Annotated in this window: 21 protein-coding genes; 8 read left to right on the top strand and 13 right to left on the bottom strand. The window is 63.0% G+C overall.

The genetic code is table 11. The annotated features are described in order from the left end of the window. Positions 1-11: 11 nt before the first annotated feature. From ACF8RA_RS15975 to ACF8RA_RS15940, 8 genes are all read right to left on the bottom strand, one after another. A complete protein-coding gene (locus tag ACF8RA_RS15975) occupies positions 12-2798 on the bottom strand; it encodes a dermonecrotic toxin domain-containing protein (RefSeq protein ID WP_392519351.1) in 2787 nt (928 codons plus the stop codon). Between the two features lie 66 nt (positions 2799-2864). Beyond that, entirely contained in the window at positions 2865-3050 is a 186-nt protein-coding gene (locus ACF8RA_RS15970; protein ID WP_176683543.1) for a hypothetical protein, read from the bottom strand. Further along, a complete protein-coding gene (locus tag ACF8RA_RS15965; RefSeq protein WP_176683542.1) occupies positions 3047-4159 on the bottom strand; it encodes a PepSY domain-containing protein in 1113 nt (370 codons plus the stop codon). The genes ACF8RA_RS15970 and ACF8RA_RS15965 overlap by 4 nt, the downstream gene beginning before the upstream one ends. 56 nt (positions 4160-4215) lie before the next feature. Then, positions 4216-6648, bottom strand: a complete 2433-nt coding sequence (locus ACF8RA_RS15960; RefSeq protein ID WP_176683541.1) for a TonB-dependent siderophore receptor — start codon at positions 6646-6648, stop codon at positions 4216-4218. A gap of 385 nt (positions 6649-7033) precedes the next feature. Then, positions 7034-7990: a FecR family protein gene (locus tag ACF8RA_RS15955; RefSeq protein ID WP_176683540.1), complete on the bottom strand. Its 957-nt coding sequence runs from the start codon at positions 7988-7990 to the stop codon at positions 7034-7036. Beyond that, a complete protein-coding gene (locus ACF8RA_RS15950) occupies positions 7987-8505 on the bottom strand; it encodes an RNA polymerase sigma factor (RefSeq protein ID WP_392519350.1) in 519 nt (172 codons plus the stop codon). Before ACF8RA_RS15950 ends, ACF8RA_RS15955 begins: the two co-directional genes overlap by 4 nt. A gap of 147 nt (positions 8506-8652) precedes the next feature. Next, positions 8653-9363 (bottom strand): 3'-5' exonuclease, encoded by a 711-nt coding sequence (locus tag ACF8RA_RS15945; RefSeq protein WP_176683538.1) that lies wholly within the window; start codon positions 9361-9363, stop codon positions 8653-8655. Beyond that, on the bottom strand, positions 9360-11297 hold the full coding sequence (locus ACF8RA_RS15940; RefSeq protein WP_392519349.1) for a putative nucleotidyltransferase substrate binding domain-containing protein: 1938 nt from the start codon (positions 11295-11297) through the stop codon (positions 9360-9362). Before ACF8RA_RS15940 ends, ACF8RA_RS15945 begins: the two co-directional genes overlap by 4 nt. Before the next feature lie 116 nt (positions 11298-11413). On the opposite strand from ACF8RA_RS15940, the gene ACF8RA_RS15935 reads away from it, so the two are divergent. Then, on the top strand, positions 11414-11959 hold the full coding sequence (locus ACF8RA_RS15935; protein WP_021782678.1) for a response regulator: 546 nt from the start codon (positions 11414-11416) through the stop codon (positions 11957-11959). Positions 11960-12004: 45 nt separating this feature from the next. Here the strand turns inward: ACF8RA_RS15935 and ACF8RA_RS15930 are convergent, their stop codons facing one another. Further along, positions 12005-14182, bottom strand: coding sequence for a malate synthase G (locus ACF8RA_RS15930; protein ID WP_392519348.1), 2178 nt, complete (start codon positions 14180-14182; stop codon positions 12005-12007). A 449-nt stretch (positions 14183-14631) separates the two neighbouring features. On the opposite strand from ACF8RA_RS15930, the gene ACF8RA_RS15925 reads away from it, so the two are divergent. After that, on the top strand, positions 14632-15150 hold the full coding sequence (locus ACF8RA_RS15925; RefSeq protein ID WP_010951709.1) for a glycine cleavage system protein R: 519 nt from the start codon (positions 14632-14634) through the stop codon (positions 15148-15150). A 248-nt stretch (positions 15151-15398) separates the two neighbouring features. On the opposite strand, the gene rarD is transcribed toward ACF8RA_RS15925, so the two are convergent. The 4 genes from rarD to ACF8RA_RS15905 form a co-directional block, all read right to left on the bottom strand. After that, the gene (rarD, locus tag ACF8RA_RS15920) at positions 15399-16286 is read right to left on the bottom strand and encodes an EamA family transporter RarD (RefSeq protein ID WP_209968575.1); all 888 of its coding nucleotides are present in this window, start codon (positions 16284-16286) and stop codon (positions 15399-15401) included. Between the two features lie 64 nt (positions 16287-16350). Continuing rightward, positions 16351-17325, bottom strand: a complete 975-nt coding sequence (locus ACF8RA_RS15915; protein ID WP_176683533.1) for a serine/threonine protein kinase — start codon at positions 17323-17325, stop codon at positions 16351-16353. A gap of 158 nt (positions 17326-17483) precedes the next feature. Next, positions 17484-18248: a TOBE domain-containing protein gene (locus ACF8RA_RS15910; protein ID WP_176683532.1), complete on the bottom strand. Its 765-nt coding sequence runs from the start codon at positions 18246-18248 to the stop codon at positions 17484-17486. A gap of 49 nt (positions 18249-18297) precedes the next feature. Continuing rightward, positions 18298-19029 (bottom strand): ComF family protein, encoded by a 732-nt coding sequence (locus tag ACF8RA_RS15905; protein ID WP_392519346.1) that lies wholly within the window; start codon positions 19027-19029, stop codon positions 18298-18300. Between the two features lie 89 nt (positions 19030-19118). On the opposite strand from ACF8RA_RS15905, the gene bioB reads away from it, so the two are divergent. The 6 genes from bioB to ACF8RA_RS15875 all read left to right on the top strand — a co-directional run bounded on the left by bioB (position 19119) and on the right by ACF8RA_RS15875 (position 24086). Further along, the gene (gene bioB / locus ACF8RA_RS15900) at positions 19119-20177 is read left to right on the top strand and encodes a biotin synthase BioB (RefSeq protein WP_014589423.1); all 1059 of its coding nucleotides are present in this window, start codon (positions 19119-19121) and stop codon (positions 20175-20177) included. Position 20178: 1 nt separating this feature from the next. Then, complete coding sequence (bioF, locus tag ACF8RA_RS15895) at positions 20179-21351, top strand: 8-amino-7-oxononanoate synthase (protein WP_392487833.1); 1173 nt, start codon at positions 20179-20181, stop codon at positions 21349-21351. After that, positions 21344-22075 carry an alpha/beta fold hydrolase gene (locus ACF8RA_RS15890; protein ID WP_392519345.1) on the top strand — a complete coding sequence of 244 codons (732 nt, stop codon included), beginning with the start codon at positions 21344-21346 and terminating at the stop codon, positions 22073-22075. The genes bioF and ACF8RA_RS15890 overlap by 8 nt, the downstream gene beginning before the upstream one ends. Continuing rightward, positions 22068-22886, top strand: a complete 819-nt coding sequence (bioC, locus tag ACF8RA_RS15885; protein ID WP_176683528.1) for a malonyl-ACP O-methyltransferase BioC — start codon at positions 22068-22070, stop codon at positions 22884-22886. Before ACF8RA_RS15890 ends, bioC begins: the two co-directional genes overlap by 8 nt. Before the next feature lie 10 nt (positions 22887-22896). Continuing rightward, positions 22897-23577, top strand: coding sequence for a dethiobiotin synthase (gene bioD, locus ACF8RA_RS15880; protein WP_176683527.1), 681 nt, complete (start codon positions 22897-22899; stop codon positions 23575-23577). Positions 23578-23789: 212 nt separating this feature from the next. After that, positions 23790-24086, top strand: a complete 297-nt coding sequence (locus ACF8RA_RS15875) for a hypothetical protein (protein WP_049587144.1) — start codon at positions 23790-23792, stop codon at positions 24084-24086. Positions 24087-24323: the final 237 nt, after the last annotated feature.

Here is a 24323-nt window from a genome sequence, read left to right as displayed (position 1 = left end):
CGGCTCCGCTGTCAGTGGGCCGGCGCTGGTTGATCTGGCAGTGTCAGCCAGTCACTGCTGCGCCCTGCCTGGCGAACGCGTATCTGCCACTGGCCGTTTTCGTGGCGCAGCACCGCCCACGGCACCACGCTGGCGTTGCTGGCAACGGCAATCTGCAAGTGGTAATGATCCGGCAGCAGGTGGCGGCGCACAGGTAACTGCCCGTCCTTGAGCGCCAGGTACAGCTGATCGTCAGCCTGAAAAAGCCCTTGTTCGATGTTTACCGGCAGGCCAGCCATTGGCACTTGCAGATAGCAGTCCTGCAGCAACTGCTTCAGGTCGGGCAACCCGTCGTACCAGAGCACCGGTGAGTCGATCACCCATTGCCCGTCGGCTTTGCGCTTGAGCGGTTGCTGCAGATAGGCATCTGGCTGGCCAGGGTCGATGGCCCGCCAGCGGTAGCCGTCGAAGCTGACCTGATAGTAGCGGTTGTCGTTGTCCTTGATGAAGTACAGCGACAGCCCACCAAACGCCGAGCGTTGTTCGTATACACCTTCATCGTAGATACCGTCTATGCGATAGCGCAGGCTGCTGCTGCCCGGTTTTACCTGGAGGCGTGCGGGTAGCGGCAGTGGCGGTGGTTTGGGGATCCCGCGCAGGGATCGGCGTAGCACTCTGGAACCCAGAAAACTGGTACCCGCATCGTTGAGGTGGCTAAGCGCCTGATAGGCATGCCGCATCACCCCTTCCACATCCTCTTGCTTGAAGGCCTCGGCGCCATCCCAGATGTCGATTGCCATGCGGCCGATCGACAGTACCAGCAACGCGCGGTTCGGCAGCAGCAGGCTGATGAAGTCCAGTAAGCGCCAGCTCAGCGCCATGACCGACTCCACATTCACTTCTCTGGTCGTCATGCTGTCGGCATCGGCCTGAGCAATCAGCGCCCGGGCTTCGGCCATGTAGTAGACGAAGAACAGGTCGTCCTGGATCTCGGGTGTCCTCAAATGCGTGCTCATGCGCCCCTTGTCCAGCAGCTGCTGCACCGTAGCAGCAGGCAGCAATGGCAGGCGCTCGGCCACATATGCTCTCAACGTGGGCTGCTGGCGCAATGTGCGAAGCAGTTCGCGGGTCGTGCGAAAACGGCGCCAGGCCCTGCGGTCCGGGGCATCCGGGGTGTACAGCACGCATGCCGGAGACTTGTAGGGGGTGCTGTTGAGCAGCAGCACGCCCTGCACGGTATGGCCCATGATGTTCAACTGGCGAACAGTGACCGGGTAGCCTGCTACTGGCGCACGCAAGGCATTGTGTGGTTGGTCCAGCACTGCGCGCACCCAGTTGTAGCCATGTTCGAAAGGGTCTTCGCCAAAGTGTCCGGCGTAGTGCGCCTTGACTGCTTCAGCGCGCATGCGTGCACGGTTGACCTTGCTGTGCGCAGTCAGGCGCCATTTGCCTGCTCTGGAACTGATGAGTTGGGTGTGCAGGTACTTTGCGTAGCTGTCACCCACGTTCAGTTCCCGGACCATGTGCTTGACATACTGCGGCGTGAGCCCGGCGGGCATGGCTTTGCCGTGGGCATGGATCACCCGGGCAGTCAGCCAGTAGTCGGTATCGAACCACGGCAAGTTCTTGAGGGCGATCTCTTCGAGGGTGTTGATTTCCTCGACCATCTCCACCATCTCGTGGCCCACGCGTCGCATGCCTGCATAGGTGACATAGGACGAGAGGGCGAAGGGATGCATGATTGCGCCCGTGCGGCGGGCGCGTACGACCACGATCTTGATCTCGCGAGGATCTGTTTCGTACCCCAGGTCATGGCTCAGGCGCTCGCGAAGGCGTGCGTTGGCCCAGGCCAGCAGGCTATTGCGTTGCTTGAAGTCGTCAAGGCTCAGCACTCCCGGGGCAGCAGCCTGCTCGGCGATTGCCACCAGCGTTTGCATGGCCTGCATCATATGGCTCAGGCCTTGCGCAGATGTATTGCGCAGCCAGTTGGGCAGGTTCTTCTCAAGCAATTGGGAGTAGCGTGTTTGCAGGATGGGCTTGGCGCCGACTTCGTGCCATAGCGTGAGGGCTTTACGTATTCGGGTGTGCTGGTCGGGTGAGCCGTTGCTCCACAAGCCGGTGTCACTCAGGCGTTGGCGTTGGGCTTCTATCACGCTGTCGATCTGGGCCTCCAGCAGGCTGTCGGCGTACCATTCATAGCGCAGGCGCTGTGACCGGCGAGCGCGGTCCGCCTGCGTGTCAGTGTACAGATGCAGCAGCGGTCTGCTCTGGAGTGGGTCTTCCAGGCGTTCGCAAAGCTCCAGGTGCAGTGCGGCAAGGGAGTCGAAGGCCTCGATGCCTTGTGACAGGCTGCACAGCAAGGCAGCGCCTGCGGCATCCTGAGGCGTGAGCATGTGGCCCTCGGCTGTACCGGCAACGATGATCAGTGTGCCTGGCAGGTAGCTTCGCCAGTTGGGCCGTAGGCCTTCCAGCAGAACGCGGTAGACCTGTGGCCTTTTGGCCAGGGGCATATGCCTGCGCTGGGAGGGTAGTGGCTGTTGCAGGCAGGCCCATAGTTGATCGGCTGAGCGGTAGCCCAAGGTCTCGTCGCCCAGGCGCAGTTCAACCTCGGCCAGCATCAGCGCCTTGCGCAGTGCCAGCAGCTTTTGTCTGGGGGTTTCGCCTTGCTCATCGGCCGTGGTCCAGAAGCTGGCCAGTTCGCCGTGCAGCCAGGTGCGTGTGTCGGGGGCGATGGGGTGTTGAAGGTCGAGGGTCGGGAGGCCGTCGAGCAGGTCACCGATCTGTCGGTCGATCTGTTCCAGTTGTTCGAGGGGGCGCATGGGGCGGGTCCTTGGTTGAGGAAACCCCATGCTTGGCAATAGCTGCGGTTGCGGGGTGGTAGCGGGCTAGTGCCCCCGACGCCAGAGCAGCCCGCGCAGGCTCAGCAGGGCCGGCAGGCCCAGGCCGGCCCAGGCCAGAACGTCCCAGCCACCGTCGCCGAGCAGTGCGGCGAACAGGCCCAGGAAGCCAAGCAGGGAAATCAACGCTGGCCAGGCGAAGAGGCGTGCAGTGGCTTGTGACCTGTGGCTCATGCGCGCGCCTCCCTGGGTTTACGCTGCTTGCCCCACCACAGGTAGAGGCCGCTGCCGAGCACGATGATTGTCAGCACGTCCAGTAACGCCCAGAGGATCTGCATCGGTCGCCCGCCGTAGTCGCCGAAATGCAGTGGCTGCGACAGGCCCATGGCATCCATGTACCAGGGACGGTCGCCTACGGCAGTCACTTCAAGGGTGCGAGCATCGATCAGTACCGGCGTGAACAGGTGCGAACTCAGGTGGGTGGCACCGTTCATGAACACCGCATAGTGGTGCTCGCTGGAGAAACGCGTGCCTGGAAACGCGATGAAATCCGGGCGCATGCCGGGTGCGGCCTGCTCGGCAATTTCCAGCAGGCGAGTGGCTGGGGCGCGCTCGACGAGCGGCGGGGCGTCGCGGTAGGGGGCAACCATCGCAGCCAGGCTGTCATTGCGCCAGGCCGCGATGACCAGGTCGGACAGGGCACTGATTACCCCGGTCACGCTCACCGTCAATGCCCAGGCCAGGGTGACCACGCCGATCAGGTTATGCAGGTCGAGCCAGCGCAGGCGGCGGGATTTCTTGTGGCGTACGGTGCCGAATTCCAGGCGGCGCATGAATGGCGCATAGAGCACGGTGCCGGAGACAATCGCGACGATGAACAATACGCCCATGAAGGCCAGCAGCAGCTTGCCCGGCAGGCCTGCGAACATGTCCACATGCAGGCGCAGCATCAGCATCATGAAACCGCCGTTGGCGGCCGGCATGGCCACCGCCTCGCCGGTGCGTGCATCGAGCATGAAGGTATGCGACAGGTTGGGATCGGTGCCGGCGGTGGCGGCGGTAATGGCGACCACGCCGTTGGGCTCGTCTTCATCGTAGCCGAAGTACTGCATGACCTCGCCGGGGCGATGTTGTTCGGCCTTGAGCACCAGTTGCTGCAGGCCGAGGTGCGGGGTGCCTGCCGGCATTTCACGCAGTTCAGGGGCGTCGCCTAGCAGGTGTTCGAGTTCGTGGTGGAAGATCAGCGGCAGGCCGGTGACTGCCAGCAACAGCAGGAACAGGGTACAGACCAGGCTGCTCCAGGTGTGGATCAAGGACCAGCGGCGGATGGTGGGGCTTTTCATCACGGTACCGATTGTTGTCGGTTGGAACCCGGGGCCGCAAGGCGGCCCCAGTTCACTCAGAACTTGTAAGTGGCGCTGGCGACAACGCTGCGCTCATCGCCGTAATAGCAGTAGTACGAGTCACAAGTAGAGAGGTAATCCTTGTTCAGCAAGTTGGTGGCGGTGACCGCTACCGACGCGCCCTTCAGGCTGCCGTTCAGGCGACCCAGGTCGTAATGCACCGACCCATCGAAGACGGTGTAGGCCTTGGCCTTGCCCAGGTAGGTATTGCCTTGGTCACCGTAGGTATTACCGGTATAACGCGCGCCCAGGCCGATGCCGAAGCCGTCGAGTACGCCTGAGTGCCAGGTGTAGTCGCCCCAGATGGACGCTTGCTGGTTCGGCATCAGTTGCAGACGGTTGCCTTTGAAATCGCCGTCCTGAACCTCGGACTTGGCCAGGGTGTAGGCGGCAATGACCTTCAGGTTGTCGGTCACATCGGAAACCGCTTCCAGCTCAAGGCCGCGGACTTTCACTTCACCGGTCTGACTGGTGATGGTCACACCACCGACCGTGTTGGTGACCGAGACGTTTTTCTGAGTCAGGTCGTACACGGCTGCCGACAACAGGGTGTTGGACCCCGGCGGCTGATACTTCACGCCCAGCTCCCACTGCTTGCCTTCGGTGGGCTTGAACGAATCCGAGGCCGACACACTGGCATTGCTGGACGGCTGGAACGACTCGGCATAGGACAGGTACGGCACGAAGCCCGAGTCGAACACGTAGCTGATGGCTGCGTTACCGCTGAATTTCTTGTCCCGCTGGGTATTGGTGGCATCACCCTGGTTGAAGAACTTGGTGCCGGTATGCACCCAGTCTTCACGACCGCCCAGGGTCAGGCGCCAGTTACCAAGCGCCATCTGGTCCTGCACATACAGGCCGGTCTGACGGGTTTTCTGGTTGTAGTCGTAAAACGCGGTCGAGCGATCCGGGCGAGTGATCGGCAACCCGTAGACCGGGTTGTTGACGTTGCTGTCCGGCACGTTGAAGTCGAAGATCGACAGGTAGTTGGTGTTGATGCGCTGGTGGTCCAGGCCGATCAACAGCGTGTGGTCGATGTCCCCGGTAGCGAAGTCCGCCTGGAAGTTGTTGTCCACCGCGAACTGGCTGATGTCTTCATCGGTGTTGGTGGACATGCGGCTGACAGTGCCATCGTCCTGCACCGGTGGCGAGCTCTTGTTGTAACTGCCAGGGGTGATGGTCTGGAACGACAGGTCCGACTTGGTGTAGCGCAGGTTCTGGCGGAACTGCCAGACGTCATTGATGCGGTGTTCGAAGGCGTAACCCAGCGCGTAGTAAGTGCGGTCGTAGAACTCGTAATCCGGGTCACCCAGGTTCTTGTGGTGCGAGATCTTGCCGAACGGCATGTCGATCTTGGTGCCCTGGATGGGCCGGAACTGGCTGGTGGCACCGGTATCGTCACGGGTGAACTGGGTGAGGAAGGTCAGCGTCGTGTCTTCGTCAATGTTCCAGGTCAGGCTTGGGGCAATGTTGTAGCGCTTGTTGTCGATGTGGTCAATCTGGGTGCCACTGTCACGGATAACGCCACTGAGGCCATAGAGAAAGCGACCTTCATCGTCGATCTTGCCGGTGCTGGCGAAGTTGATCTGGCGATGGTTGTCGCTGCCGTATTGAAGCTCGATTTCGTGAGCGCTTTCCGCTTGCGGGCGGCGGCTGACCATGTCCAGCAGGCCGCCAGGTGGGGTCTGGCCGTAGATCGAAGAGGCCGGGCCGCGCAGCAGGGCGAGGCGGTCGAGGTTCCAGGTTTCGGCTTTCGGGTTGGCGTACACGCCGCGGGGCAGCGGCAGGCCATCGAGGAACTGCGTTGGCTCGAAGCCGCGCACGCGCATCCAGTCATAACGGGTGTCGCTGCCGAAGCTGGCGGAGACGATGCCTGGCATGTAGCGCACTGCATCATCCAGGCTGTGTACACCGCGGTCTTTCATTTGCTCGCGGGTGGCGACAGAGATGGAGCGGGGGACTTCCACAAGTGCCGTGTCAGTCTTGGTGCCAGCAGCGGTGCGCTTGGCCACGTAGCCTTCAACCGGGCCCCAGGCGCTTTCGCTGGCGCTGGTGGCATTCACGGTGGTTTCCGGCAAGGCCAGGGTGCCATCCGGCACGGCCACCAGGCTGTAGCTGCCCGCAGTGCTCTGCTGCAACTGCAGGCCGGTACCGCTCAGGGCGGCTTGCAGGGCGCCCAGGCCGTCGTATTGGCCGCTGACCGGGGCCGAGGTGCGGCCGCTGACCAGTGCCGGGTCGATGGCCAAGGCAATGCCGGCCTGGCTGGCGATCTGGTTGAGGGTGGTGGCCAGTGGCGCGCTGGGCAGGTTGTAGGCGCGCGACGTGGATTGCTCGGCGGCGAACAAGACAGGGCTGGTCAGCGGGGCAGCCAGGCCGATGGCCAGGGCCATCAGGCTGGGGCGCAGGATATGATCAACGGCACGGGACATGCGGCGGTTCCTCGACGGGTAAGTGCTTGCTGCTTCCTTGCCGAGCGAGATCTGAAAAGTGACAGGGTGAATCTGAAAAATATTGAGAATTATTTAAAATGGGTTTTGCCAGCACCGGCCTCTTCGCGGGTGAACCCGCTCCTACGATGACCCCAATGTGTGTCCACCACCGTGGTAGGAGCGGGTTTACCCGCGAATACGGTGGCGGCTGCAACGGTGAACGGCTAGTGGAAATTGGCCAGCAGGCCCGGCCTCTTCGCGGGTGAACCCGCTCCTACGACGACCCCGATGTGTGTCCACCACCGTGGTAGGAGCGGGTTTACCCGCGAATACGATGGCGGCTGCAACGGTGAACGGCAGGTGGAGATTGGCCAGCAGACCCGGCCTATTTGGAAGTGACCTTCACCCACCACTGCGTATGCCGCTCGATCTTCACCGGCAACGCCGGCACCAGCGAGGCCAGCGCCAGGTCGGTGTTGGTCAGCGGGAAGCTGCCGGTCACGCGCAGGTCGGCGACCTTGGCATCCACCCCGAGGTAGCCGCTGCGATACTGGCCCAATGTGGCGAGCAGGTCGCCCAGGCGTACGTTGTCGACCACCAGCATGCCGCGGGTCCAGGCATCGGCACCGGCGGGCACCGTGCCAACCTGGCCGAGGCCGTTGGCGTTCATCAACACTTGCTGGCCTTCGCGCAGCACCTGTTCGTCGCCGCTGTCATGTGGCATGGCGGCGACCGAGGCTTGCAGCACTTCCAGGCGCGTACCGCCGGCTTCGCGGCGCACCAGGAAGCGCGTGCCCAGTGGCCGCAAGCGACCGTCTTCAGTGCGGACCAGCAGCGGGCGTGGGTCCTGGTGGCCGGTTTCGACCGAGATCTCGCCCTGATGCAGCACGATCACCCGTTGTGCGCCGGCATAGTCGATGTCCACGGCGGTGTGGGTGTTCAGGCTCAGCAGTGTGCCGTCTTCCAGGCGCAAGGTACGCAATTCACCCGTGGCGGTGCGCTGGTCGGCCAGCCAGTAGCTGGGTGCCAGCGACGGCGCACCGACCCATGCCAGCAGCGCGCCGAGCAGAAACGTGCCGGCCAGCCCGCCGCCAACCTTGCCAATGCGTCGTCGCAGGCTGACGCGCGATTGCAGCAACGCCTGGCGTGCCGGGCCAGCCGCCGCGCTAACGCGCTGGTCCATGGCGCCGAGCTGGCGCCAGGCACGTGCGTGTTCTTCGCTGGCAGCATGCCAGCGCATGAATTCATTGCGTTCATCAGGCGTGCCGCTGCTGTCACCGAGGCTGAGTTTCCAGGCAATCGCGGCTTCCAGAACCCGGGACGAAACAGGGACGTTGCTCACGTCGGCTCCCCGTACAGGGCTACGTAGCACTGGCGCATGCCTTGGGCGATGTACTGGCGCGCCCGTGATACCGAAACGCCAAGGCGCTCGGCAATCTCGGCATGGCCCATGCCGTCCAGACGGCTGTGCAGAAACGCAGTGCGAGCCTTGCTCGACAGCTTGCCGAGCAGGCGGTCGATGGCTTTGAGGTCTTCAAGGATCAGGTGCTGCATTTCTGGCGAGGGCTGTTCGGCTTCAGGGATCAGTGCCAGCTCGGCCAGGTAGGCCTGTTCCAGTGCGGCGCGGCGGAAGTGGTCGAACATCAGCCCCTTGGCCACGGCGGCCAGAAACGCGCGGGGTTCGCGGGGTGTGTCCAGTTGCTCACGACCGAGCAGGCGCACGAAGGTGTCCTGGCTCAGGTCTTCAGCACGTTGGCGGCAGGCCATGCTGCGTTGCAGCCAGGCGAGCAGCCAGCCGCGGTGGTCGCGGTACAGCGCACCGACCAGATCGGCGTGTGGGCTTTGTGCAGAAGACAAGCAGCGTCCCCCCGGAACGAATGCATTAACTAACGATAATTATTCGCGATTGTTGCAGAGGGGAGGGGGTGGGTGCAATGGACGCTTATCGGATTGCCATCATGGAAAAGGCTGAAGGGTATGCCTTGGAATTTTCAGTGCCTATCCCTACAAACCATGACTCTGCATCTTGCGCCGTCGCCACCCGCGCAACCGCTGCTCCAACTGCAGCGGGCTGTCCAGCTGCTGGCGCCGGGCCTGGCTGAACAGGATCAACGCCAGCTCTGCGGTCACCAGGGCATCAGCACTGGCATGATGGCGCTCTTCTACCTGCAAGCCAAACCGCGCCACCCAGTCATCCAGCCCGGCCTCGCGAAGCACCGTGTCAGGGTTGAGCATCGGTGCCAGTTCGGCAACGTCGAGGAACCGTGACTGCAAGCGATGCCCAAGGCTCTCCTTTAGCGCACGGGCCAGCATGCGCTGGTCGAATGACGCGTGAAACGCCAGCACCGGGCTGTCACCAATGAAATCGAGCAAATCCAGCAGGGCCTCGGCCGGGTCGCAACCGGCAGCCAGGGCGCTGGGGCCCAGGCCGTGGATCAGTACGCTGGCGTTGGTCTTCTGCAAAGGCCGGTGCAGCGTGCGTTCGAACTGCTGGGCAAAGTCGATGGCACCGTCTTCGATCGCCACTGCCCCGATCGACAGTACCTGGTCCCGGTTGGGGTTGAGCCCGCTGGTTTCCAGGTCCAGCACCACCCAGCGCTGCTCGCGCAGGGTGCATACCCCTAGCGGCACGGGCTTGGGCAACCGGGCCAGGCGCTGGCGTGTGGTGTGGTCCAGCTCGGGCGCGCTGGGGCGCAGCCAGGCGAACAGGCTCACAACTGGTACCGCAAGGCCAGGCTGCTTTGCAGGCGCTGGGCCTGGCGCAGCGACTCGCGCAGGATGCGCCGGTCCAGGTGGTTGAGGCTGTCCGGGTCGAGCCGGTTGGAGTAAGGCAGGTTGTCGCGTATCTGGCGCTGGTGCTGCTGCATGCGGGTTTGCTGGATGAAGTGGTAGGCCTCTTCATAGGCGGCGCCGTCCAACGGCTCGATCACGCCCTTGGCCACCAGTTGGCGCAGGCGCTCCAGGGTATTGCAGGCAGCTATGCCATTGGCCAGGGCCAGCAAACGGGCACCGTCGACGAAGGGCGTCAGGCCTTGGACCTTGAGGTCGAGGGTCGCCGCCTTGTCGTTGCCCTGGCGGGTCAGCACGAACTCGCGCAACCGGCCCACCGGCGGGCGTTGGCGCAGGGCGTTGTCAGCCATCATGCGCTGGAAGATGCGGTTGTCGGCTACCTGTGCCAGCAGGCCCTGGCGCAGTTGCTCGCAGCCTTGCTCGTCGCCCCACACCACACGCAGGTCGAAGTAGATGCTCGAACCCAGCAGGTTCTCCGGGCTGGCTTCGCGAACAAACCCGGCAAAGCGTCGCGCCCACTCGCTGCGCGACAGGCACAGTTCGGGGTTGCCGGCCATGACGTTACCCATGCACAGGGTGAAACCGCACTGGGCCAGGCACTGGTTGATGTATTGCGCCAGCGGCAGCAGGCGAGCGCGGATGGCGTCGGCCTCGGCGCTGTCGACCGCTTCGAAGAGGATGCCGTTGTCCTGGTCGGTGTGCAGGGTCTGCTCGCGTCGCCCCTCGCTGCCAAAGCACAGCCAGCTGAACGGCACGCCCGGGTCGCCACGTTCGGCCAAGGTCAGTTCGATGACCCGGCACACGGTATGGTCGTTGAGCAAGGTAATGATCTGGGTGATCTGCGTCGACGATGCGCCATGGGCCAGCATGCGTTCCACAAGCTGGCTGATTTCTCCGCGCAGTGAAACCAGCGTATCCAGGCGTGGCGCATGGCGTATGGTGCGCGCCAGGTGAACCAGATCGACCCGTTGCAAGGAAAACAGGTCGCGCTCGGAAACCACCCCACACAGGCGCCGGTTTTCCACCAGGCATACATGGGCAATATGCCGCTCGGTCATGGCCATGGCGGCATCGAAGGCGCTGGCCTGGGGTGGGAGGTAGAACGGTTTGGCTGTCATGTGCTGGTCGATGGCGGCGCCCAGGTCAGTATCTATTGTCGCCACCACCTGGCGCAGATCGCGCAAGGTGAAAATACCGATGGGGTAGCGCTGCGGGTCGACCACCACGATGCTGCCCACCTGTTGCTCGTGCATCAGCCGCACGGCTTCGCGCAGGGGCGTATCGGCGCTGCACACCACCGGATGGCGCATGGCCAGTTCCCCCAGGGGGGTGTTCAGCGAGTATTGGGTGCCGAGGGTTTCCACAGCGCGCTGGCGTACCTGCTGATTGACCTGATCAAGCAGGCTGCTGACACCGCGCAGGGCAAAATCCCGAAACACTTCAGACATCGAGAACACGCGGATGAATGCGGCCTTGTTCAGTTGCAGGCAGAAGGTGTCTTCTCCGGCGAGGTGCTCGGTGCGGGTTGCCCGCTCACCCAGCAGGGCTGCCAGCGGGAAGCACTCGCCGCTGGTGATCTCGAACGTGGTCTCGACACCCGGTTTGGCCAGGTGCTGGCGCTCGCCAACCACGCGGCCCTGTTTGACGATGTAGAAGTGCTCGACCGGCCCGTCGGCAGGTTTGACGATGCTTTCACCGCAGGCGTAGAAACGCAGCTGGCACTGCTCGACCAAGAAGGCCAGGTGGCTGTGCTCCATCTGGTTGAACGGCGGAAAGCGCTGCAGGAACTGCAATGTGCCCTGGATGTTTTGCAGTACTGCCGTCTTGCCCGCCTGGCTGTAGGCGTCCTTTTTACTCATGAAACTGACCGTATCGCTATGCCGAACTATATATATCTATATATAGGTACCGGCCATGTTGTTCTCTGCCTCCATGGTCGGCTTGCGGCGAGGTGGTGCCCATTGGACGTAAGTCTATGAGCGCCCCTGTCAGAGACCCGACGAAAGGAGAAACGGGTTACGCAAGTACTGCGGTCCTAATGCTGAAGCGGAATTATTTTGACGAGACAAGCATGCCCGAGCACACCGACATCCTGAGCGACGCCGAGCGCGAGGCCTTGGCCGTGATAAACCAGAGTGCGCCTGTGGCAGCCAGGCCGTTGGTGCTTGTGGTGGATGACAACGCCGTTAACCGGGAGGCGCTGATCCTGTACCTGAAAAGCCGGGGCATCGATGCGGTTGGGGCGGATGGGGCCGAGGAAGCCAGGTTGTACCTGCACTACCAGAAGCGTATCGGGTTGATGATTACCGATTTGCGCATGCAGCCTGAAAGTGGGCTGGACTTGATCAGGACAATTCGCGCGTCGGAGCGGGCGGCGTTGTCGATCATTGTGGTGTCGGGCGACACCGATGTGGAAGAAGCAGTGGATGTGATGCACTTGGGCGTGGTGGATTTCCTGCTCAAGCCGGTGGATTTGGGCAAGCTGTTGGAGCTGGTGAAGAGAGAATTGAAAATGGATTGATGCGCAGTGGGGGCCGCAAAACGGCCCCCTTGGCGCAGATGTTACTTACAACCCGTTACGTGCCTTGAACTCGCGGCGACGGCGGTGCAGTACCGGCTCGGTATAACCGTTCGGCTGCTTGCCACCTTCCACCACCAGCTCTACTGCCGCCTGGAACGCCACGTTGTCGTCGAAGTTCGGCGCCATCGGACGGTACAGGGCGTCGCCAGCGTTCTGCTGATCGACCACCACGGCCATGCGCTTGAGGCTTTCCAGCACCTGTTCCTGGCTGACCACGCCGTGGCGCAGCCAGTTGGCCAGCAACTGGGCGGAGATGCGCAGGGTGGCACGGTCTTCCATCAGGCCGACGTTGTTGATGTCTGGCACCTTCGAGCAACCCACGCCCTGGTCGATCCAGCGCACCACGTAGCCGAGGATGCCCTGGGCGTTGTTGTCCAGCTCGTTGCGGATCTCTTCGGCCGACCAGTTGGTGTCGGCAGCCAGCGGAATGGCCAGAATGTCGTCCACCGACGCCGGGGTACGTGAAGCCAGTTCACGCTGGCGCGCCTGTACGTCCACCTTGTGGTAGTGCAGGGCGTGCAGGGTGGCGGCAGTTGGCGACGGTACCCAGGCGGTGTTGGCACCGGCCAGCGGGTGGGCGATCTTCTGCTCGAGCATGGCGGCCATCAGGTCAGGCATGGCCCACATGCCTTTGCCGATCTGCGCCCGGCCTTGCAGGCCGGTGGCCAGGCCAACGTCGACGTTGTTGTTTTCGTAGGCGCCGATCCACTTCTCGTTCTTCATGGCACCTTTGCGCACCACGGCGCCGGCTTCCATCGAGGTGTGGATTTCATCGCCAGTGCGGTCAAGGAAACCGGTGTTGATGAACGCCACGCGTTCGGCGGCTGCCTTGATGCAGGACTTGAGGTTGACCGTGGTACGGCGTTCCTCGTCCATGATGCCGACCTTGACGGTGTTGCGCGGCATGCCCAGCAGGTCTTCGACCTGGCTGAAGATCTCGGCGGCGAAGGCCACTTCCTCAGGACCGTGCATCTTCGGCTTGACGATGTACACGCTGCCGCTGCGGGTATTCTTGCGGCTGGTGTTGCCGTTGAGGTTGTGCAGGGCGATCAGGTTGGTGAACAGCCCGTCCTGGATACCTTCGGGGATTTCGTTGCCTTGGGCATCGAGGATCGCCGGGTTGGTCATCAGGTGGCCAACGTTGCGCACGAACAGCAACGAACGACCGTGCAGGGTCACGCTGCCGCCGTCAGGCGTAGCGTACTCGCGGTCCGGGTTCATGGTGCGGGTGAAGGTTTTGCCGCCCTTGCTCACGCTTTCGGCCAGGTCGCCTTTCATCAAGCCCAGCCAGTTGCGGTAGACGATGACCTTGTCATCAGCGTCTACGGCTGCAACCGAGTCTTCGCAGTCCATGATGGTGGTCAGTGCCGACTCCATCAGGATGTCTTTGACGCCAGCGGCGTCGGTGCTGCCGACGGGGGTGCTGGCATCGACCTGGATTTCGAAGTGCAGGCCGTTGTGCTTGAGCAGCACGGCAGTGGGAGCGGCGGCGTCGCCGTGGAAGCCGATCAGTTGCGCATCGTCGCGCAGGCCAGTGTTGCTGCCGCCTTTCAGGGCAACAACCAGCTTGCCGCCTTCGATACGGTAGCCCGTGGAGTCAACGTGCGAGCCGGCTGCCAGTGGCGCGGCTTCGTCGAGGAAGGCGCGGGCGAAGGCGATGACCTTGTCGCCGCGCACCTTGTTGTAACCCTGGCCTTTTTCAGCGCCGCCTTCATCGCTGATGGCATCGGTGCCGTACAGGGCGTCGTATAGCGAACCCCAGCGAGCGTTGGCGGCGTTCAGGGCGAAGCGGGCGTTCATCACCGGCACGACCAGTTGCGGGCCGGCCATGTGGGCGATTTCTTCGTCCACGTTCTGGGTGGTGGCCTGGAAATCGTCGGCTTGTGGCAGCAGGTAGCCGATTTCCTGGAGGAATGCTTTGTAGGCTGCGGCGTCGTGGGCCTGGCCTTTGCGTGCCTGGTGCCAGGCGTCGATCTTGGCTTGCAGCTCGTCGCGCTTGGCGAGCAGGGCTTTGTTCTTTGGAGCGAGGTCATTGATGATCTTCTCTGCACCCGCCCAGAACTGCTCGGCGACGATGCCGGTCCCGGGGATGGCTTCGTTGTTCACGAAGTCGTACAGGACCTTGGCGACCTGAAGGCCACCGACTTGAACGTATCCAGTCATTGCTTGCCTCACTCTGCTCAGCTATTTCGCTCTTCTGTATTAAGCCTGTAGCGCTTCTCTAAACACGGCACCAGTGCATGCCCACGGGTTTGCTCGGGGGCGGCTGGGTGCGGCCTGCCAGACAGGCTGGCAGGCAGTGTGCGTATTTTCACAGGCGCCTTGGCAGACATCCAAACGACGTTTTGTAGTCCGCGCCACGGGATACTACATGAAGCAGTAGGCGGGGCAAAATCAGACTAAAAGCGCCGTTATGCGACCCGTTGGTCGCGTATGGTCACGCTGGGAGTGGGTATGTTCGCAAAAAACAGGTGGATTGTTCCAGATAAATCTTGAAACAGTACACGATTATCTGTGCGGATTGCCCTGCGGCAGGTTGCCGCGCCTTGCCTATACTGACTCGATCACCTGATTTTCTGCCGCCCGGCGCGGTCCGACACGAGGAAGGGCTTGTGGATCATCTTGTACTGACTGTAATTGCCCCTGACAAGGCCGGCCAGGTCGAACGAATTGCCCAGTGCATCGCCGACCACAGTGGTAACTGGCTGGAAAGCCGCATGTCGCGGATGGCCGGGCAGTTTGCTGGCATTCTGCGGGTGGCGGTGCCGGCAGAGAATTACGCCGAGCTTGTGGCCTCGCTGCAGGGGCTGGCCAGGTATGACATTCGCGTGCTGATTGCCGAGAGCGGGATCGAGCCTTCTTGCACTTGGAAGCCGATTGCCATGGAGCTGGTGGGTAACGACCGGCCGGGGATCGTACGGGACATTACCCGCTTGTTGGCCGAGTTGCAGGTAAACGTCGAGCGGTTTTCCACAGAAGTGCGGCCGGCGCCGATGAGCAGTGAGCCGTTGTTCCACGCCGACGCATTGCTGGCGCTGCCGTTGACCTTGCCGCTGGAAGAACTGCAGCAGCGGCTGGAGAGCCTGGCGGATGACTTGATGGTGGAGTTGAAGCTGCGGGCAGAGGATTGATCAGCGATTGCCGGGGCCGCTTTGCGGCCCAGTCGCGTTATCCCGATATCACGGGGAAGGCCCTGTGGATAACCTGGGGGTGTACCTCTCCAGCCCAGGTATCACGTGCCTTGCAGAGCTTTGCTCAAAAAACACCCAATTATCAGCAGCTTGTGCACAAAGCACGGGGACGAGGGTGTGGATAACCTATGGAGATGTCTCTGCAGGCCAATAGCTACATGGCCTGCAGAGTTTTGATCGTTTTTCGATCAGTTGCGTTTGCGCAAGCTCAGCCATGCATCCACGCTGTAAATCGCCAAACCTGCCCAGATGAACATGAAGGCCACCAAGGTGCTCGACGACAAATGCTCATCGAACAGCAGTACGGCCTGCAACAGCACCAAGGTCGGTGCCAGGTACTGCAGGAAGCCCAGCGTGGTGTACGGCAGGTGCCGTGCGGCGGCGTTGAAGCATACCAGCGGCACCAGCGTTACCGGCCCTGCGGCCATCAGCCACAGCGCCTCGCTGCTGGTATAGAACGCGCCCTGGGCACTCATCGCTGACGGGTGCAGCAGTAGCCAGCCAAGGGCCAGCGGTACCAGCATCCAGGTTTCCACCACCAGGCCTGGCAGTGCTGCTACCGGCGCCTGCTTACGGATCAGCCCATAGAAGCCGAAGCTCAACGCCAGCACCAGTGATACCCACGGCAGGCTGCCCACTTGCCACACCTGCTGCGCGACACCTACGGCGGCCATACCCACCGCCAGCCATTGCAGGCGGCGCAGGCGCTCACCAAGAATCAGCATGCCCAGCAGGACGTTGATCAGCGGGTTTATGTAATAGCCCAGGCTGGCCTCGAGCATACGGCCGTTGTTCACCGACCACACGTAGGTCAGCCAGTTACCGGCGATCAGTGCCCCGCTCAGTGCCAGGATGCCCAGCCGGCGCGGGTTGTTGCGCAGTTCACGCCACCAGCCGGGGTGTTTCCACACCAGGAGCAGCAGCGAGCCGAACAGTGCTGACCAGAGCACCCGGTGGACAATGATCTCCACCGCCGGGACGCTCTGGATTGCCTTGAAGTAGAGGGGGAAAAGGCCCCAGATGATGTAGGCGCTCAAGCCCAGTATGTACCCGCGACGCGGGTTTGCGGCGTGCATGCAGAATCCTTGCTTAGGTTGCTAAATAAAGCGACGCCTATTGTAGACAGAGGTGGGCGTGCTTCTAGAACAATTTCAGCGGTGTTTCATCCAGCGCAGCCATCTGTTCGCGCAAGGCGAGAATCTGGTCGCCCCAGTAGCGTGGCTGGCCGAACCAAGGGAAGCTGGGCGGGAACGCCGGGTCGTCCCAGCGCCTTGCCAGCCAGGCGCTATAGTGCAGCTGGCGCAGGGCGCGCAGGGGCTCGATCAGGGCCAGCTCGCGCGGGTCGAAGTCGTGGAACTCGTTATAGCCGTCGATCAGCTCGGCCAGTTGCCCCAGGCGCTCCTCGCGGTTGCCGGCCAGCATCATCCACAGGTCTTGCACCGCTGGGCCCATGCGGCAATCGTCGAGGTCGACCACGTGGTACACCTCGTCACGGTGCATCAGGTTGCCCGGGTGCAGGTCGCCGTGCAGGCGGATGAGCTGGTGTGGTGTGCGAGCGTAGATGTCCTCCACCCGCTTGAGCAGATCGCGGGCCACGGACTCGAACGCCGGCAGCAGTTCACGCGGGACAAAATTACCCTCCAGCAAGGTGTTCAGCGAGGCGTGGCCAAAGTTGTCCACAGCCAGTGCCTCACGGTGCTTGAACGGCTTGCTGGCGCCCACGGCATGCAGGCGGCCAAGTAACTGGCCCAGGCGATACAACTGGTCGAGGTTGCCAGGTTCGGGGGCGTGGCCGCCGCGACGTGGGAACAGCGTGAAGCGGAAGCCCTTGTGTTCGAACAAGGTGCGGTCATCGTGCTGCATGGGCGCAACCACCGGGACCTCGCAGTCGGCGAGTTCGGCTGTGAAGGCGTGTTCTTCGAGGATGGCCGCATCGCTCCAGCGGCCTGGGCGGTAGAACTTGGCAATCAACGGCTGCGCGTCTTCGATGCCCACCTGGTACACGCGGTTCTCGTAGCTGTTCAGCGCCAGCACCCGCGCATCGCTGAGAAAGCCCAGGCTTTCCACTGCGTCCAGGACCAGGTCGGGGGTGAGGGTGTCGAAGGGGTGGGACATGGTGGCTCCGGAGGGTAAGCGGCGTGGGGCCATGGTACCGCTTTATACCGGTGCCGGCCCCTTCGCGGGCGTGCCCGCACATTTCGGCCCAGATGCATCGGGTGGTGCGGTCCCTGTGGGAGCGGGCAAGCCCGCGAACCGCGCACCGCGCGGCCAGACTAAGCGGGAACCCCGATCAACACATAAGACGGGTGAAACTGCACCCGCACCACACTGCCATCCACGACCTGCTGGGCAGCCAACCAGTGCGCGTCAGCCATTGCACACAGGGTCTGCCCGTTGCCTAACGCCAGCCTGACTTCACTGGGCCCATCGACCTCTGCCAGCACTTCCTCCACCTTCGTGCAAAGGCAATTGCTCCCCGCTTCGGCCTCTTCCCCCTCCGCCAACAAGCGCACCCACCCGGCCTTGAGCAGCGCCACCACCGTTGTTCCCACTGTCAGCTCCAGGCGCGCCGTGCTGTCGTGGGTGATCAGCGCATCGATCTCCAGCCCGCCACTCAATGCCAGGCTGACGCGGTCATACCGGCCTTCTGGGCGCAGGGCGCTGACCTGGCCCTGCAACTGGTTGCGCGCACTGGTGCGCAGCATCAGGCGCCCGAGCAGGTCGAGGTCGCTGGATTCTTCGGCGGCTTCAAGGATTTGTGCCTGCAGGGCCTGCAGCCGTTGGTACAGGCGCAGCACCCGCTCGCCTTCCGGCGACAAGTGCGCACCGCCGCCGCCACGGCCACCGGTGCTGCGCTTGACCAAAGGTTGGCTGGCCAGATTGTTGAGCTCGTCGATGGCATCCCAGGCCGCCTTGTAGCTGATACCCGCTGCCTTGGCTGCGCGGGTGATCGAGCCTTGTTCGGCAATGTGCTGCAGCAGCGCGATGCGCTGTGGGCGGCGGGCGATGTGCTGGGTGAGAAGGGGGGGTAGGGACATGGGTATTCCGTATACAAGGGTGCTTTACAAATGGGCAGGTCGCGCCTGGTCATACATACCCCGGTTTGGGCGTACGTGCCAGGCAATACACATCCACCCGCCGTGCACCGGCCTTGCGCAGTGCCATGGCAATAGCCTGCGCAGTGGCACCGGTGGTCAACACATCATCGACGATGGCGACATGCTTGCCTTCCAGCTCCCCCGTTACCGCGAACGCCTGGCGCAAATTGCGCCGTCGTGCCTTGGCGCCCAGATGCTGCTGTGCCGGTGTCTCGCGGGTGCGGACCAGCAATCGCTCGTTGCATGTTACCCCGACGTGCGACGACAACCACCGCCCAAGCATCCCCGCCTGGTTGAACCCCCGCTCGCGCAGTCGACGCCTGGCCAAAGGCACAGGCAACAGCAGGTCAGGGCGAGGAAACCCTTCGGCATAGCGATACAGCAGCCCCTGCCCGAGTAGCTCAGCCATCAGGCGCCCCAAAGGCCATTGGCGATTGTGCTTGAAGCGGCTGATCAACGTGTCCACCGGAAAGCCGAACTGCCAAAGGGCAATGACCTGATCGAAGGCCGGCAAGCGGCGGCTGCACAGGGCGCAGGTCAGGCCGGCCATGGGCAAGGGCAGGGCGCAATGCCGGCATTGATCACCCAGCCAGGGCAGCGCCTGTTCGCAGGTGATGCACAGCGGGTAGTGCTGCTCGGCAGGCTCATCGCATAACAAACACTGCTGATTAATAAGTGAGCACTTGTAAACCAGTCGCTTCCAGTACAGTTGACAGTTCATAGGCCTTCCATGACTATGCGAGCTATCCGTGATGCGCTGGCGGGCTTTCCTGTCCCGGCGCCAGCTACAGCCTAAACAAGGAAACGCCGATGAGCGCCAGCACAACTGCAACAACACGTCACGACTGGTCCCTGGCCGAGGTCAAGGCGCTGTTCCAGCAACCGTTCAATGACTTGCTGTTCCAGGCGCAGACCGTGCACCGCGCGCATTTCGACCCCAACCGCGTGCAGGTTTCGACCTTGCTGTCGATCAAGACCGGTGCCTGCCCGGAAGATTGCAAATATTGTCCGCAGTCCGGCCACTACAACACCGGGCTGGAAAAACAGAAGCTGATGGAAGTGCAGAAGGTGCTGGAAGAAGCTGCCCGCGCCAAAGCCATCGGTTCTACCCGTTTCTGCATGGGGGCGGCGTGGAAGCACCCGTCGGCCAAAGACATGCCCTACGTGCTGGAGATGGTCAAAGGCGTCAAGGCCATGGGCCTGGAAACCTGCATGACCCTCGGCAAACTCGACCAGGAGCAGACCAAGGCCCTGGCCCAGGCTGGCCTGGACTACTACAACCACAACCTCGACACCTCGCCGGAGTTCTACGGCAGCATCATCACTACGCGTACCTACAGCGAGCGTCTGCAGACCCTGGCCTACGTGCGCGATGCCGGGATGAAAATCTGCTCTGGTGGCATTCTGGGCATGGGTGAGTCGCTGGACGACCGCGCCGGCCTGCTGATCCAGCTGGCCAACCTGCCGGAACACCCGGAGTCGGTGCCGATCAACATGCTGGTCAAGGTGGCCGGCACGCCGCTGGCTGAGGAAGAGGACGTCGACCCGTTCGACTTTATCCGTATGCTGGCCGTGGCCCGTATCCTCATGCCCAAGTCTCACGTGCGCCTGTCCGCCGGCCGCGAGCAGATGAACGAGCAGATGCAGGCCTTGGCCTTCATGGCGGGCGCCAACTCGATCTTCTACGGCGAAAAACTGCTGACCACCGCCAACCCCCAGGCCGACAAGGACATGCAGCTGTTCGCACGCTTGGGTATCAAGCCCGAAGCGCGTGAAGAACACGCCGACGAAGTGCACCAGGCAGCCATCGAGCAAGCGCTGGTCGAGCAGCGCAGCAGCGAGATGTTCTACGACGCCGCGACAGCCTGACATGGCTTTCGATCTGGCTGCGCGCCTGGCCGAACGGCGCGCCGCAGACCTGTATCGGCAGCGGCCATTGCTGGAAAGCCCGCAGGGGCCGGAAGTGGTGGTCGACGGCCAACGGTTGCTGGCCTTCTGCAGCAATGACTACCTGGGCCTGGCCAACCACCCCGAGGTGATCGCCGCCTGGCAGGCCGGCGCCGAGCGCTGGGGGGTGGGGGGTGGTGCCTCGCACCTGGTGGTTGGCCACAGCACCCCACACCATCAGGTTGAAGAGGCACTGGCTGAACTCACCGGCCGCCCGCGCGCCCTGTTGTTCTCCACCGGCTATATGGCCAATCTGGGCGCCATCACCGCGCTGGTGGGGCAGGGCGACACGGTGCTGCAAGACCGCCTGAACCATGCTTCGTTGCTGGATGGCGGGCTGCTCAGTGGTGCCCGCTTCAACCGATACCTGCACAACGACCCGGCCAGCCTGGCCAGCCGCCTGGACAAGGCAGTCGGCAATACCTTGGTGGTGACCGATGGCGTATTCAGCATGGACGGTGACCTGGCCGACCTGCCGGCGCTGGCCGATGTCGCCCGTGCCCGCGGCGCATGGTTGATGGTTGATGACGCCCATGGCCTGGGTACCTTGGGCGCACAGGGCGGCGGTATCGTCGAGCACTTTGGCCTGGGCGTGGATGACGTACCGGTGCTGATCGGCACGCTGGGCAAGGCTTGCGGCACTGCCGGCGCCTTTGTTGCTGGCAGCGAAGCGCTGATCGAGGCGCTGGTGCAATTTGCCCGCCCCTACATCTACACCACCAGCCAGCCACCGGCGCTGGCCTGCGCCACACTCAAGAGCCTGGAGCTGCTGCGCCGCGAAACCTGGCGGCGGGAGCATCTGGCAGCCTTGATTCGCCAGTTCCGGGAAGGCGCGCAGCAGATGGGACTGCAGTTGATGGACAGCCCGACGCCAATCCAGCCCATCGTGATCGGCGACAGTGGGCAGGCGTTGCGCCTGTCACACCTGCTGCGTGAGCGCGGCTTGCTGGTGACGGCCATCCGCCCACCCACCGTGCCGGCTGGCAGTGCACGCCTGCGGGTGACCCTGAGTGCCGCGCACAGCGAGGCGCAGGTGCAGCTATTGTTGAATGCATTGGCCGAGTGTTATCCACAGTTGGAGAACGCCGATGCGTAATCGACTTGTTCTGTTGCCTGGCTGGGGCTTGGGAACTGCTGCGCTGGAGCCGCTGGCGGCTAGCCTGCGTGGTCAGGACGCCCGCCTGCAGGTAGAGCTGATGCCCCTGCCAGAATTGGCCCACAGTGATGTGCAGGCCTGGATCGACCATCTGGACCGCAAGCTGCCCAACGATGTCTGGCTGGGTGGCTGGTCACTGGGTGGCATGCTGGCCAGCGCGCTGGCGCACAAGCGTGGCGACCATTGCTGCGGGCTGCTGACCTTGGCCAGCAACCCCAGCTTCCTGGCCCGGCCAGACTGGCCCCACGGCATGGCCGAAGACACCTTCGGCACCTTCCTCGACGGCTGCCGCAGCCATACCCAGGTCACCCTCAAGCGCTTCCGTACCTTGTGCAGCGACGGCGCCCTGCAGCCGCGCACCCTGTTGCGCCAACTGGGTGTCGGCGTGCCGGATACCGACCCGTTGTACCTGGCCACTGGCCTTGAAGTGCTGGCCAAGCTGGACACCCGCGAAGCCTTGCAAGCCTATGGAGGCCCGCAGCTGCACCTGTTTGCCGGCAGCGATGCGCTAGTGCCGGCAGAGGCGGCAAAGGCGTTGAGCGAGCTGTTGCCCGATGTGGAAGTGGGCCTGGTCGAAGACAGTTCCCACGCGTTCCTGCTGGAGTACCCGCAGGAGCTGGCGACGGGCATCAAGAGTTTCCTGCATGAGAGTGGCGATGACTGACCTTTCCCGTCCGACCCTGCCCGGCGCATTGCCCGACAAGCGCCAGGTGGCGGCCTCGTTCTCCCGCGCCGCAGCGAGCTATGACAGCGTGGCGGCCCTTCAGCGCGCTGTTGGTCTGAGCCTGATGGAGCAGTTGCCGGTAGGCCTGCAGCCGTCACACTGGCTGGACCTGGGCAGTGGCACCGGCCATTTCAGCCGCATGCTGGCTGAGCGTTTCACCCAGGCCTGTGGCCTGGCGGTGGATATTGCCGAAGGCATGTTGCTTCACGCCCGTCATGTAAAGGGCGGGGCGCAGTATCACGTGGTTGGCGACGCCGAGCGTTTGCCGCTGCGCGATGGCAGCGTCGATCTGGTGTTTTCCAGTCTGGCGGTGCAGTGGTGCGATCAGTTCGCCAGTGTGCTGGCCGAGGCGCAGCGGGTGCTGCGCCCAGGCGGTGTACTGGCCTTCAGCAGCCTGTGCGTGGGCACCCTCGACGAACTGCGCGCCAGCTGGCAGGCGGTGGATGGCCAGGTGCATGTAAACCGCTTCCGCCGTTTCGAAGACTACCAGCGCCTGTGTGCAGCCAGCGGTTTTGAACAGCTTGAGCTGGAGCGGTGCCCGCATGTGCTGCACTACCCGGATGTGCGCAGCCTGACCCACGAACTGAAGGCGTTGGGGGCGCACAATCTGAACCCTGGGCGACCTTCCGGTCTCACCGGCAGGGCGCGAATGCAGGGCCTGTTGCAGGCCTATGAGGCATTTCGCCAGCCCGCGGGGCTGCCAGCCACCTATCAAGTGGTCTATGGTGTGTTGCGCAAGCCACAGGCGTAAGGGGAGCACGATGAGCCAGGCCTTTTTCATTGCGGGTACCGACACCGATGTTGGCAAGACCACCATCGCCGCCGGCCTGTTGCATGCGGCGCGTTTGCAGGGCATGAGCACGCTGGGTGCCAAGCCGGTTGCCTCAGGCTGCACGATGACGCCGAAAGGCTTGCGCAATAGCGATGCCCTGGCGCTGATCGACGAAAGCACGGTCAAGCTGCCCTATGAGCAGGTCAATCCGTTTGCCTTCGAGCCTGCTATTGCCCCGCATGTCGCGGCGCGCGAGGCAGGGGTGACGCTGGCAGTGCCAGACCTGCTCGCGGCGATGCGCAATGTGCTGCAACAAAATGCCGACTTCACCCTGATAGAGGGAGCCGGTGGCTGGCGCGTACCGCTGTCGGGTCTGGATAACCTGTCCGACCTTGCCGTTGCCTTGCAGTTGCCGGTGATTCTGGTGGTAGGCGTGCGGTTGGGTTGCATCAGCCATGCCTTGCTTAGCGCCGAGGCGATCGAGCGCGATGGGCTGCAGTTGGCGGGTTGGGTGGCAAACATCATCGAGCCGCGCACCTCGCGCCTGGAAGAGAACCTGGCCAGCCTTGCAGAGCGCCTGCCGGCGCCTTGCCTGGGGCGGGTTCCCAAGCTCAAGCAGGCCAGTGCCGACATGGTGGCTGAGCATCTGCAACTGGATCTGCTGGATTAGTGTGTTGCAGGCCCGGCCTCTTCGCGGGTAAACCCGCTCCTACGAGGGAACGCATACCGTTGTAGGCGCGGGGTTACCCGCGACTAGGCCAGTGCAGGAATACCCAAGGCCTATCAACTGGCATTGAGCCATTAGGGATTTAAACGGGCCTTTTTGTCCCCAGCCTGTTTTAATTGGGGCTGTTCGTCATCCAGCGTCAATGGAGTCCTGACATGGAAATCACCGGTAGCTCCGCCTACTACGCGGGCCTGAGCGCAATCCAGACCGGGCAGAACCGCGTCGATCAGGCTGCCAGCCAGATCGCCAACACCACTGCCGAACGCACCGCCACTAGCCAGTCCAGCGATTTTCAGGCCGAACGCTTGCGCGCGGTCGACCGCAGCCAGCAGATGGACATGGCCACCAGTGTCGTGCAACAGGCGGTGGGCAAGACCGAAGTCGAGCTTGGCGCAAAGGTCGTCAAGGCATCCGACGAAATGCTTGGCCGGATCATCGACACCTACGCCTGAACACTTGCGTCATCCCCTATTTCAGCGCCTGCCCATGTAGGAGCGGGCTTGCCCGCGAATGCGTCCGATCAGACAACAATTTTGTCTGGTCGGGCCTCTTCGCGGGCAAGCCCGCTCCTACAAGGGTTTGTGCCATGGTATGACTGATTTGCCATTTTCCGTGGCGTAAATGGCACCATAGTCCATCCTTGACAGAAAGCTAAGCTAAACGTAAGTTTCAAACAACTGTTTGATCGG

Source organism: Pseudomonas sp. FYR_5 (assembly GCF_043106315.1).
In the GTDB taxonomy this organism is placed as follows: Bacteria; Pseudomonadota; Gammaproteobacteria; order Pseudomonadales; family Pseudomonadaceae; genus Aquipseudomonas; species Aquipseudomonas putida_Y.
Note: the sequence above shows the minus strand (reverse complement) of the source record. Positions and strands in the feature narration are given on the sequence as shown.

What these genes read in the sequence shown, in the direction of transcription:
- ACF8RA_RS15975 (WP_392519351.1), bottom strand. Translation starts at nt 2,798, where the DNA reads ATGCGCCCCCTCGAACAACTGGAACAGATCGACCGACAGATCGGTGAC.
- ACF8RA_RS15970 (WP_176683543.1), bottom strand. Translation starts at nt 3,050, where the DNA reads ATGAGCCACAGGTCACAAGCCACTGCACGCCTCTTCGCCTGGCCAGCG.
- ACF8RA_RS15965 (WP_176683542.1), bottom strand. Translation starts at nt 4,159, where the DNA reads ATGAAAAGCCCCACCATCCGCCGCTGGTCCTTGATCCACACCTGGAGC.
- ACF8RA_RS15960 (WP_176683541.1), bottom strand. Translation starts at nt 6,648, where the DNA reads ATGTCCCGTGCCGTTGATCATATCCTGCGCCCCAGCCTGATGGCCCTG.
- ACF8RA_RS15940 (WP_392519349.1), bottom strand. Translation starts at nt 11,297, where the DNA reads ATGAGTAAAAAGGACGCCTACAGCCAGGCGGGCAAGACGGCAGTACTG.
- ACF8RA_RS15935 (WP_021782678.1), top strand. Translation starts at nt 11,414, where the DNA reads ATGAGCGCCCCTGTCAGAGACCCGACGAAAGGAGAAACGGGTTACGCA.
- ACF8RA_RS15930 (WP_392519348.1), bottom strand. Translation starts at nt 14,182, where the DNA reads ATGACTGGATACGTTCAAGTCGGTGGCCTTCAGGTCGCCAAGGTCCTG.
- rarD (WP_209968575.1), bottom strand. Translation starts at nt 16,286, where the DNA reads ATGCACGCCGCAAACCCGCGTCGCGGGTACATACTGGGCTTGAGCGCC.
- ACF8RA_RS15915 (WP_176683533.1), bottom strand. Translation starts at nt 17,325, where the DNA reads ATGTCCCACCCCTTCGACACCCTCACCCCCGACCTGGTCCTGGACGCA.
- ACF8RA_RS15910 (WP_176683532.1), bottom strand. Translation starts at nt 18,248, where the DNA reads ATGTCCCTACCCCCCCTTCTCACCCAGCACATCGCCCGCCGCCCACAG.
- ACF8RA_RS15905 (WP_392519346.1), bottom strand. Translation starts at nt 19,029, where the DNA reads ATGAACTGTCAACTGTACTGGAAGCGACTGGTTTACAAGTGCTCACTT.
- bioB (WP_014589423.1), top strand. Translation starts at nt 19,119, where the DNA reads ATGAGCGCCAGCACAACTGCAACAACACGTCACGACTGGTCCCTGGCC.
- bioF (WP_392487833.1), top strand. Translation starts at nt 20,179, where the DNA reads ATGGCTTTCGATCTGGCTGCGCGCCTGGCCGAACGGCGCGCCGCAGAC.
- ACF8RA_RS15890 (WP_392519345.1), top strand. Translation starts at nt 21,344, where the DNA reads ATGCGTAATCGACTTGTTCTGTTGCCTGGCTGGGGCTTGGGAACTGCT.
- bioC (WP_176683528.1), top strand. Translation starts at nt 22,068, where the DNA reads ATGACTGACCTTTCCCGTCCGACCCTGCCCGGCGCATTGCCCGACAAG.
- bioD (WP_176683527.1), top strand. Translation starts at nt 22,897, where the DNA reads ATGAGCCAGGCCTTTTTCATTGCGGGTACCGACACCGATGTTGGCAAG.
- ACF8RA_RS15875 (WP_049587144.1), top strand. Translation starts at nt 23,790, where the DNA reads ATGGAAATCACCGGTAGCTCCGCCTACTACGCGGGCCTGAGCGCAATC.